1 protein-coding gene is annotated in these 541 nt (G+C 72.6%); it reads left to right on the top strand.

Features of this window, described 5'->3' with window-relative positions:
- Window positions 1–84: 84 nt before the first annotated feature.
- A partial coding sequence (locus AC5L35_RS37355; protein WP_495064481.1) for a DUF222 domain-containing protein occupies window positions 85–541 on the top strand: 457 nt, incomplete at its 3' end.

Here is a 541-nt window from a genome sequence, read left to right as displayed (position 1 = left end):
ATGTTCGAGATCGACACTCACCGGCTGGTGCCGCGCTCCGCGCCACTGGCGTGGAGTGATGTCGCTCCCGACGGTATGGCGGCGATGGTCCTGGATCAGGCTGCGCCGCCCGCGGATGCGTTCGAGGCGTTGGAGCGGATCGGGGCGTGGGAGAAGGTCATCGCCTGGGCGCAGGCGCGGCAGTTCGCGGAGATCAGCCAGTTCGTCGCCGCGGCCGAGGCTGCTCCTGCTGCGGGTCTGAACACAGCGCAGGCGGTGGAGTCCGCGCGGGCCGAGGTCGGGATGATGCTGCGGCTCTCGCCGGGCGGGGCGGCGTGGCGGGTCGGGGAGGCTCGGCAGTTGGTGGAGGAGTTCCCGGGCGTCTTCGCCGCCTTGGGAGCCGGGGCGATCACCTTGGCGAAGGCGCGGATCATCGCCGAGGCCTGTACCGACCTCAACCCTGAGGCCGCTGAGGCGGTGGAACGGAAGGTGCTGGCGCGGGCGCCGCAGCAGACCACCGGTCAGTTGCGGGCCGCGCTGCGGCGGGCGGTGCTGCGCGCCG

The sequence above is a fragment of the Pseudonocardia sp. OZ21 genome (assembly GCF_059359135.1).
Note: the sequence above shows the minus strand (reverse complement) of the source record. Positions and strands in the feature narration are given on the sequence as shown.